This window comes from Paenarthrobacter sp. PH39-S1 (assembly GCF_030063245.1).
Lineage (GTDB): Bacteria > Actinomycetota > Actinomycetes > Actinomycetales > Micrococcaceae > Arthrobacter_M.
The window spans coordinates 1-8,874 of sequence record NZ_JASISR010000069.1 but is presented as its reverse complement, the minus strand read 5'-3'; the positions used below and the strand labels follow the sequence as shown (position 1 = coordinate 8,874).

General features: G+C 60.9%; 9 protein-coding genes. 3 read left to right on the top strand and 6 right to left on the bottom strand.

The window, feature by feature from the left end:
- The first annotated feature begins 167 nt into the window (after positions 1-167).
- Both QMG52_RS21165 and QMG52_RS21160 read left to right on the top strand, forming a co-directional pair.
- Complete coding sequence (locus QMG52_RS21165; protein ID WP_283562381.1) at positions 168-575, top strand: hypothetical protein; 408 nt, start codon at positions 168-170, stop codon at positions 573-575.
- The gene (locus QMG52_RS21160) at positions 568-726 is read left to right on the top strand and encodes a hypothetical protein (RefSeq protein WP_283562380.1); all 159 of its coding nucleotides are present in this window, start codon (positions 568-570) and stop codon (positions 724-726) included. The genes QMG52_RS21165 and QMG52_RS21160 overlap by 8 nt, the downstream gene beginning before the upstream one ends.
- A 632-nt stretch (positions 727-1,358) precedes the next feature.
- On the opposite strand, the gene QMG52_RS21155 is transcribed toward QMG52_RS21160, so the two are convergent.
- The 4 genes from QMG52_RS21155 to mobC are packed head-to-tail and all read right to left on the bottom strand — an operon-like array spanning position 1,359 to position 5,764.
- A complete protein-coding gene (locus QMG52_RS21155; protein WP_283562379.1) occupies positions 1,359-2,411 on the bottom strand; it encodes a PDDEXK nuclease domain-containing protein in 1,053 nt (350 codons plus the stop codon).
- Between the two features lie 59 nt (positions 2,412-2,470).
- Complete coding sequence (locus tag QMG52_RS21150; RefSeq protein ID WP_283562378.1) at positions 2,471-3,703, bottom strand: hypothetical protein; 1,233 nt, start codon at positions 3,701-3,703, stop codon at positions 2,471-2,473.
- Between the two features lie 34 nt (positions 3,704-3,737).
- Positions 3,738-5,369: a relaxase/mobilization nuclease domain-containing protein gene (locus QMG52_RS21145; protein WP_283562377.1), complete on the bottom strand. Its 1,632-nt coding sequence runs from the start codon at positions 5,367-5,369 to the stop codon at positions 3,738-3,740.
- A 2-nt stretch (positions 5,370-5,371) separates the two neighbouring features.
- Positions 5,372-5,764, bottom strand: a complete 393-nt coding sequence (gene mobC, locus QMG52_RS21140; protein ID WP_283562376.1) for a plasmid mobilization relaxosome protein MobC — start codon at positions 5,762-5,764, stop codon at positions 5,372-5,374.
- Positions 5,765-6,007: 243 nt separating this feature from the next.
- Here mobC and QMG52_RS21135 point away from each other — a divergent pair, with 243 nt between their 5' ends.
- Entirely contained in the window at positions 6,008-6,316 is a 309-nt protein-coding gene (locus QMG52_RS21135; RefSeq protein WP_283562375.1) for a hypothetical protein, read from the top strand.
- A 386-nt stretch (positions 6,317-6,702) separates the two neighbouring features.
- Here QMG52_RS21135 and QMG52_RS21130 read toward each other — a convergent pair whose 3' ends face one another.
- Positions 6,703-6,942: a hypothetical protein gene (locus QMG52_RS21130; RefSeq protein ID WP_283562374.1), complete on the bottom strand. Its 240-nt coding sequence runs from the start codon at positions 6,940-6,942 to the stop codon at positions 6,703-6,705.
- 495 nt (positions 6,943-7,437) lie between these two features.
- Positions 7,438-8,718 (bottom strand): helicase C-terminal domain-containing protein, encoded by a 1,281-nt coding sequence (locus QMG52_RS21125; protein WP_283562373.1) that lies wholly within the window; start codon positions 8,716-8,718, stop codon positions 7,438-7,440.
- Positions 8,719-8,874: the final 156 nt, after the last annotated feature.

Here is an 8,874-nt window from a genome sequence, read left to right as displayed (position 1 = left end):
GAACAGGTGTCCTTCTCTGTCTGGAAAATTTTGGCTTCGCAACTACTATTTTCCCAGCTCAAGGGGCACTTGTTCGGTTTAACACACCCCTGTCAAAAAGTTCTTACTCGCGGATCCGGGTCAGAGGCGAAGAGCGAAACCATCTTGGCGCCGAGGACCTCGCTTGGATGGAATCGATCACCCCGGAGCGGGGCGACAAAAGCCTCTTGCAGGCAAGGCTTTTGGCCGGCGCGCTCTGGGAAGCGTCGGCAGTGCTGATCGATCAACTTTTCGAGGACATTGCCCAGCTCCGGGAGCTCGACGAGGTCACGCGGCAGGACATAGCTGCCAGCTTCGTGCTCTCCGGGCTGCCACCTAAGCATGCTGACAAATACACCGTCCGGTTCGCCCAACAGTTTTTGGTCATCGCTGCGGACATGACGGGTGCGCTCATGCACGGCTGGACCAACCCGTCCTGCGTGGCCCAGGAACTGGCCCTCCGCTGCCTGCTTGACCAAGTGGAAGTCATTCAGGACTTGTACGATCTTGACCTGGCAGATGACTGGGCGCAGTCAGCTGGAAGATCAGATGTTTGAAGACTCCGACAGCGAAATGCTCTACCAAAACGCCATGGACGGCTCTGAAGGCGACGTCGATTTGAACATGCGGCTTGGTCTTGCGCCGATGGATCTCAAGGACTGGTTCGAGCCTTTCAACGACGCCCATGTCCCGCCTTTCGTGCACTGACGAGCCACCGGACCCCAAAGACGACGGATCTTTCGAAAGGACGAACTGCCGACCCTTGAAGACATGAGGCGCGAAGCGTCCAGGCTTCTCGGCGACGCTGAGGACTGGCTGCGCTCGGATTGGAGCGCTGGAACCGGCCCCTCGAAAGACCAGGCGAAGGAATCCGGGAAGCGCGAGAAGCAATTCGGCAGGCCAAAGAATCGCTGAACCAGGCTGCGGGATAGCGCCCAAATTATCGACTTTTACATCTGTCTGATGTAGCCCTAATTCGGTGGGCTGACCACCCGCGAAATGCGGCTATGTGGGTACTCCCCCGCCCATTTTCGAGTGCCGATAATGGACGTTACGTAAGCCTAAACAGTTGAAGCTTCAACTAATTCTTTTGGAATGCCGGTCAAGTCAACCCCGCCATAAGAAATCTTGGACTAGGTCCTGACCTGCGGTTTCGCCGTGAAGGAGCCGGGCCTACTCGAAGTCAGCGTTTCGGCTGCATGAGTCGCAGAATGTTCTCAGGAATTGGTTTACCGGCAGTAGCCATGACCTCCCACCAATGTGAGGGATCCTGCCTGAAGATACGTCCGTACCTATTGCGCGCTTCTCCGGCATACGTGAGAAGCCATCCCTTCCTTGCTCTAGAGAGAGTCCCCGGCCGTATCGGGTTCGGCCCAATCCAGGGCGGCGACGAGGTGTCCCTCGGTTGGAAGAGCCTGTTGTTCGGCGGCGGGTAGTTTGTCGTAGGTGTATGCGGCAACAGCCATGGGCGAGGTGGATCGGCCCAGGCTGTACCGGACGCTGCGGTCGTTCTTGGTGCCGCAGATGAGGATGCCGATGGTTTCGTTGTGGTGGTCGCGGCGGAGGACGTCGTCGACGAGGGCGACGTAGAAGTTGAGCTTGCCGGCGTGCTCCGGTTGAAATTTGCCGGTCTTAAGTTCGATGACGACGTAGCGGGATTGCTCGATGTGGAAAAAGAGCAGGTCGACGTAGAAGTCGTCGCCGTCGACGTCGAAATGGACTTGGCGCCCGACAAAGGAGAAGCCCGGGCCGAGTTCGCGGAGGGTTTCGGTGATTCTGCTGGTCAAGGCGTTTTCGAGGTCGCGTTCGGCTACCTCGCCGGTCAAGCCGAGGAATTCGAAGTTGTAGGGGTCTTTGGCGACCTGTTGGGCAAGTTCAGAATCCTGCGCAGCAAGCTGCTGCGCAAAATTGGAGGGCGCGGCCCCGGTGCGCTCAAGTGTCCTGTTCATGATCATATTCAAGAGCACGTTCCGCGACCATCCGTACTGGACCGCGGCCGCTGCGTAGGAGTTAGTGGCTGATACATCGAGTTTCTTGTCGAGAAGGACCATGATGTGGCCCCAGGGCAATTGCGCGGCAGGTTGCTGCGCAATTGGTCCCTGAACCCAAGTCCTCGCAAAAGTCGTCATGTACTGGATGTTGCGGGCCGAGAGTCCCTTCATATCCGGGAACTCCTTGCGCAGGTCATCTGACAGACGTTTGATGACCTGGCTCCCCCACCCCTGTTTCTCCTGCTCGGCACGGACCGCCTGCCCAATGGACCAGTACAGCTCAATGAGCTGAGTGTTCACTGTCCTGAGTGCTTTGATGCGGGCGCCCCGAACGCGCTTCTTGAGCTCACCGAGAAGGTCGGTGTAGCCGGAGGGAAGAGCGAGGTCAGGGGTGTCAGTCATGAATTTGATCCTATCCACCAGAGCCCGTCCGGCATGCCAGCTCCCCAACAGTCAAGTGCTTAGCGGCTGGGACCGCTCTTGGTGCGTTCTGCGCCGGCCGAAATCCCTGTGCGCGTCTTTCTGGCCTTTGCGGCGCCCTTGCCCGTCGTCACTGCTGCGCTGGGGTGTGTGCCTTCGCTGCGCGCTGCGGCGAGGCGTCCGCGTATCTGGGTTTCATTGGCGCCGGTGTTTGCAAGGGTCTCAGCGAATTTTTCGTGGTGTTCGGCTGAGCCGTAGTCGGCGGCTGACGTGCTCTCTGCTTTGAGTCCCTGGTCTTTGAGCCGGCTGCTGTCGTTGCCGGTGACGCGGTTCTCGATCTCGCGTCCGACGCCTTCCATCCGGGCAAAGAGTTCCTTTTCGGCACGTTCGTACCGCTGCTCCATGGGCGTCCGTTCGGAGCCTGTGAAACCGCCCTCTGCCAGGAGTTTCGCTTCGTGCATGTCTTTAGCAGCTTTCACGAACCCGGGGTCCTCGAAGTGAGCATCGCCGGCAGCGTTGACGTTCGCGGTGGTCTCCTTGCGCAGTTGGTCAATGTCGGGACCGTTGATCCCGTCCTTACCGATGAGGAACAGACGTTCCTTCACGGCGGTGTCCGCCGCTTCTACAGCCTTGGGGGTCTTTGCTGTGTGAGCGGTCTGCAAGGCCTGGGCCAGCTCGGGGTTTGCCAGGTACTCGACTGGTACCTGGTGGCGTTCCATCTCCGGCGCGAGCTTAGCGGCTTGTGCGCGGAGTTCTTCTGCGCGGGCCGCGGCGAGCAGCTGCATGGCCTTCGCGTGTTCGGCGCCCGCTTTGCGTGTCTGTTCCTGACTGCGGGCCAGCTCATCCAGCCGGGCCTTTTCGGTGGTGATGGTCTGGATCCCTGACTCAAGGTAGGCGGCGTCGGCGCCGACGTCGTGGGTGTCGATGCCGTACCGCGTCAGGACTTCCTGCCGGATCTTTTCCGAGGCTGCCAGTGCGGTGGGGTCGTGGTCCTTCCAGCCCTCGGCGACGGCGTGCGCCGTAGCGATGTCGCTCGGTTGCGCCTTATCCCACCACTGGTCTTTCTCCACGGGTGCCAGGGCCGCGTGCGCGGCACTGCGGTCAGCCGTGAGGCGTGTCTGGGCTTCGTGTGCTGCCTGGGTGTCCTGGTGTTCTTGCTGCCGCTGGCTCTCCTGGCGCCGGCGGGCCAGGGTCTCGGCAATGCGTGAGGCGATCATCAGCGACTGCCGCAGGCCGCCGTCCAGAACGTCATCCATTCCATCTGATTCACTCATGGTGTTCCCCTTTGCAGTTGGTAGTGCCTGGTCTTTATCGGTCGAGGCCCGACCCGGAATCGCGCCGGGCCGGCTGGTAGGGCTTCGCCGGTGTTGGCGTCGTTGGCACCGCTGATCCCGGACGGATGGGTACCAATCCGCGCCGGGCGATATCCACCGCCCTGGCCGGCCCTGAAACATCTGACGTTGACTGCTGCTCGGCACCCACCAGAACCGCTTTAGGCATGGTGCCGGTGAATGGCGCCAGCTGCTCCTCGACCACGGACCGGATGCGCTGGGCTTCACGGGTCCGCCCGGACTGGGCATGCATCTCATACACGGCGAAGGCCGTGTTGATCAGCTGCACCATGAGTGCCGTTTGCGCGGCCGTCTTATTCTTGCTCGACGCGGCCATGAACAACATCGCAGTACCGGCAATCGATGGAAGCGCAACGGGTTTGCCGTGCTGCCGTGGTGCACGGAGCTGGGCTGTGCGGGACAGTTCAGCTGCGGTGGCCGCCAACGGCCCGGGCGTCGGTTCAAGCCGGTAGGACCATGCCGCGAACGCCCCGGATACTTCCCGTGCAGCTTTCGCCCACGTCGCATGATCATCACGCGGAATGGTACGTAGCTGGTCAGCCAATGCGGTCGCACTGCGCGTGTATTCCACCCACATTTCCGCCGGCGGCGTTGCGTTCTCCGGTCCCGTCCTGGACACCGTGCGCCTGTTGCGGGCCGCTGCATTCCACTCCTTCGCAGCCTCCGTTGCCAGGTGCGGGGAGTCCATCCACTCTTCACGCAAGGCACCAAGCTTCAGATCCGAGGCGAGCGTCCCGCCGCCGAACCAAATAGGCCGCTCACCGAGCTTGGGTCGTTCAGCTACGGAGTACCCGACAATGACGTCGGTGGTGTTCTTCGCGTAACGCGGCCGCACCAATAGGCCGGTGTTCCGGGCCCGGCGAACGAACTCCGCTTCGGTCGCCGAGGCGCCGGCGCTGGCCCGTACCTTGCGTGCCAGTGATGAGCGGTGCATTTCCCGCTTTTCCCGGGCAGCGGTGGCCTTCTCGGCCCGGTCATAGCCACGGGAGGCGTGCACGGTGGAGAGCTCTTCCAGACCATACTTGACCTCCAGCTCACGGCAGGTTTCCTGGGCCCGCTTGTAGTCACCATGAGTGGAGGCCTTCGTGCCATCCTCACGGACAAGTGAGACGGCCAAGTGGATGTGGTGGTTGCCGTTCTCACTGGTGCCGTGGTTCACCGCAGCCCACCGGCACTGTGCTTTACCGCTGGCCTCGGTGAACCCCATGGAGTCCACGAAGTCGTTGGCGATATCGCCCCACTGCTGATCCGTCAGCGCGCCCTCCTCGGCGCGCAGACTCAGCGAGCAGTGCCACACGCTGGCGTCCTTGTACCCGACATGCACGCGTTCCTTCTTGACCGCGTCCCATTCGAAGTTCTTGACCTTCACCTCGACACCGAAATTCTTCCGGGGACGATCCAGGTGCTTCGCGATTGCCAGGGCATCATCCCGATCCAGCACACCATCGTCATACCACGCCATGATCGCCGCATCCCCCGCCACCAGGTGCGGTTCGCTGTGCGCGTTCTTCGTCTTATCGCTATCGGTGGATGCCAGGTAAACCATGAGCCCACCAATACGGGAACCCCGGGTGATGTTGGGAATCATCCCTACACCAACCCATCCAAGGCACGATCAATGCGCATGGCCACCGATCGGATGAACTTCAGCGATTCACGGGCCTCGACCGGGAACTCGCTCGTGGCGTTGGCCTGCCGGGCCAGCTGGTTGATGTTGTTCGATGAACGCGCCAGCAAGGTGTGCACGGCCATCAGTTCCGCTGCCAGTGCACGGCGCTCAGTAGGTGAATCGGAATACTCCGACAGTGCCGCCGAAATCAGAAGATTCGGAACGGTCACTTTCTGGCTCGCAGCCTTAGCGATGAGAGCCCCGTCTTCCTCGGCCGTGACCCAGACTTCACGCCGCTTCTTGGTCCCCGCAGGGCGGTTCTCCCGCCGCCGGCGAGAGAGTTTGGAAGGCAGATCCGGCTCTTCATCTGCCATCCCAATCCATCCCTTCAAAGGCCCAGCGCAGCGACCCCGAAACCGGGGACCACACTGACCAGTGTGCCGCACCCGACCGCCAGTGTCGAGCGTGACAAGCCACTTACACCCGTGTAAGTATATAACTTGCTCCGCAGGGTCTTTTTTTGGAGGCATGTAAGGTCTTTGTGCTGGTTGGCTTACCCAACCAGCACACGCGCCGGGGGTCCCGCAATCGTCGAGCGGGCGGGCTAGGCTGAATGAATGGCAACCATCGACATTGAACAGACACGCAACCAGGCCCGGGCACTCCTGGACTCGCGCATCGAATCCGTTACCGCGCTCGTGAAAACCCGGCAGCGGATCACGGATCTGAAGGAGCAGCTGGCCGAAGCCGAACGCGACGACAAACGCGCCTACGTCCGCGCCACCAAAGACGGGTGGAGCCCCGACGAGCTGAAGAAACTCGGCCTCGAATCAGGGGCCGCTGGTCGCCGGCGGAAGGCGTCAGGCCGTGCCGCTGTCGAGAGCCCGGCAGCGGCCGCGGAGGACAAGAACCACAGCCATCAGTAGCGTTACCCCTCGCCCGCATGGGCACGGCAAAAGCTAAATCCTCCGGGCTTTTCCCGCACACACCCGGACGACGGGACCCGCCTGATCGGCTGCACACCATCGCCAGGACACCTTGCACCGCAAACTCACCACCGGAGGCCGGCGATCATGCACAGCCTGGACACCGGCATGGCCACCAACGGCAGACTCTCCCACGGTCCAAGACACGCTGCTCCCGGCGTCAGTACCGATTCGTGTCTAGCTTCTTTCAGCCATGGACGACATGGGAGTTTTGGTACACGGATGCGGCGACGGCCGGCATCTTTTTGAAGTGCCGGTCTTCCGTATTTCTGATGCTGCTGTTCAGTCTTCTGTAACCGTTTCGGCCGGAAAGAGAGCGTGCGCTCTTAGCGGTCTGCGGCTGCCCGGTGGCTGCCCAATTGCCGGTATTCCCATAGTTCGCGCCGGATGCGACGGAATATATCGACAACGGCCAGGCAGAGGGCGATCGATGACCCCACGATCAGCGCCAGCACCGTGTATAGCCAGGTCAGCGTTTCAAGGGGTGCCCGTCCGGAGCGTAACAGGCCCAGACCGCCGAAGGCTGCGACGGTCCAGAACGCCAGAACGAGCAGCAGGACGATCACCGATGGGTAATATTGCCGGTACCAGGTAGAGGACCGGATTGGTCTCTGACGTGTTTGGTGGCTATTCCCCATGGTGACAGTATGAACCTGGGGACCCTGGCGTGCCGGAGCCGCCCGCTGTGGCGTGGCAAATATTGATGAAGACGTTACAAAAAGTGCGCATCCACCGCGATCACACCGGTGGCGTAGCCGATGCCCCTACAGTCCTGAGCGCGGTGTGCTGCCAGTCCGTCATTGGTGCTCTTCACCAGGACATCCCGCTATAACGTGGCTACTGCCCCCATCACCGTGACACCAGGTGTTCCCTGGCATGGTGGTGCCGATAACCTCTGTAAGGGATCTGAACGCAATGCATTTTGGGCGTTGCGGTCATTGAGCATAGACACCTCATCAGCGGTGAACCTGGCTAACCGGTCCACCCTATAGACCACGAAGGTATCCCCCTTGTTTCAGGTAGGCCAGCGCCTCACGCAGCTGCGGCCGTGCAGCGGTTGCTTACCGCTCGAGGTCAGTGTTCCTCATCCGGTGATGGTCTGCCCCGGGTCTGCCTTGAGTTGTTGGTGCAGTGCCTGGAAGATGCGTTAATCCTGGTCCTGCCGGGAAGCTCGCAGCATGGAGCTTGCGATGCCGGGCCAACGCTGGATCCTCCCCGTCAACTATCCCCGGGGCTTGTGGTTCAGCCGGTTTGACCGGTTCGATGGAGGCTTTCAGCTTCTCGTCCAGCTCTTTACAGGCTAGCCGTGCGTCCACCAGCTTTTCCTCGTACTTGAACGGGCGGAGAAGTTGAGCGTCGGCTTCAATAACGAGCAGCTGCTTTTCGGCAATGGAGGCTTGTAGGCGGTCTGCTATTTCAGGGATAGCGGCGACCCGGTTTTCCAGCCGGGTGAGAATGCCTGTACCTCCCTCCAGGATCTCTTGTCGGCTAAAGACTGTCCCGGTATCGGGTAGTCCCTTCACCTGGAGGAGGAGGTCTTGGTACTGACCCAGGCGCGATTGTCCGCCTGCGTTGGACACGACCAGTTCGTGCCCGCCCAGGACGGCCATCGTGCCGTAGTCATGGTGTCGGTGGGAGTAGTTGCCGTAGTCGGGTGTATTGGTCTTGATCCAGTCGCAGATGCCGGCAACAGCGTCTACCCGTTTGTCCACGGTCTTCTCACCGACCGTCATGGTGAACGCATCCCCCTGAGTCGGAACGATGTTCGGGATCGCGGCGAGCACGGCGGGGAGTTTGTTCTCTGCGGTGTCTATGGTTGATTGCGCCGAGGCCTTGGACCAGGTGAGGGAGCTTTGGTTTTTTTCAAAGGCGCGTTTGAGCCGTTCAAGCTTGGTCCGTGCAGCGTCGGCTTCGATCTTTTCCATCACCAAGGGGTTGCCGCTGGTGGCTGCTTTGATCTGTGCCGCGTTCAGGGCAAGGTCTCCGACATCTTCCAGTTCACGCACGTCCAAGCGGCCGCGCAGTACCTGGTTGATCATGGTTGCCTTGCGCTGGATCCCGTCCCACGCTGCGCTGTCGTAGCTTCCGACGGTCGCGTATTGGAAGTTGTGCACCTCTGGGTTGGCGTTGCCCTGGCGGATGATGCGTCCATCCCGTTGGGTCAGATCCGCCGGACGCCAGGGGCAGGTCACATGGTGGATGGCCTTGGCGCGCAGCTGGACGTTGGTGCCGGTGCCCATCATGGCTGTGGACCCAAGAAGCACCGCCACGTCGCCGGCACGGCATTGCTCAAAGAGGGCCGCTTTTTGCTCGGCTTTGGGGAAGTCATGGATGAACTTCACCTGCTCGGGCTGAATACCGCCGGCTACCAGTGGAGTGTTCCCGCTTTTGTGGACTCGAGATTAAGCCGCGAGTTCGTGAATTGATTTATAGCCTAACTCATATTCGAGCGGTGTCAAATAGCCGTTAGCTGAATGACGGCGCCGCGTGTTGTAATA

What these genes read in the sequence shown, in the direction of transcription:
- QMG52_RS21165 (WP_283562381.1), top strand. Translation starts at nt 168, where the DNA reads ATGGAATCGATCACCCCGGAGCGGGGCGACAAAAGCCTCTTGCAGGCA.
- QMG52_RS21160 (WP_283562380.1), top strand. Translation starts at nt 568, where the DNA reads ATGTTTGAAGACTCCGACAGCGAAATGCTCTACCAAAACGCCATGGAC.
- QMG52_RS21155 (WP_283562379.1), bottom strand. Translation starts at nt 2,411, where the DNA reads ATGACTGACACCCCTGACCTCGCTCTTCCCTCCGGCTACACCGACCTT.
- QMG52_RS21150 (WP_283562378.1), bottom strand. Translation starts at nt 3,703, where the DNA reads ATGAGTGAATCAGATGGAATGGATGACGTTCTGGACGGCGGCCTGCGG.
- QMG52_RS21145 (WP_283562377.1), bottom strand. Translation starts at nt 5,369, where the DNA reads ATGATTCCCAACATCACCCGGGGTTCCCGTATTGGTGGGCTCATGGTT.
- mobC (WP_283562376.1), bottom strand. Translation starts at nt 5,764, where the DNA reads ATGGCAGATGAAGAGCCGGATCTGCCTTCCAAACTCTCTCGCCGGCGG.
- QMG52_RS21135 (WP_283562375.1), top strand. Translation starts at nt 6,008, where the DNA reads ATGGCAACCATCGACATTGAACAGACACGCAACCAGGCCCGGGCACTC.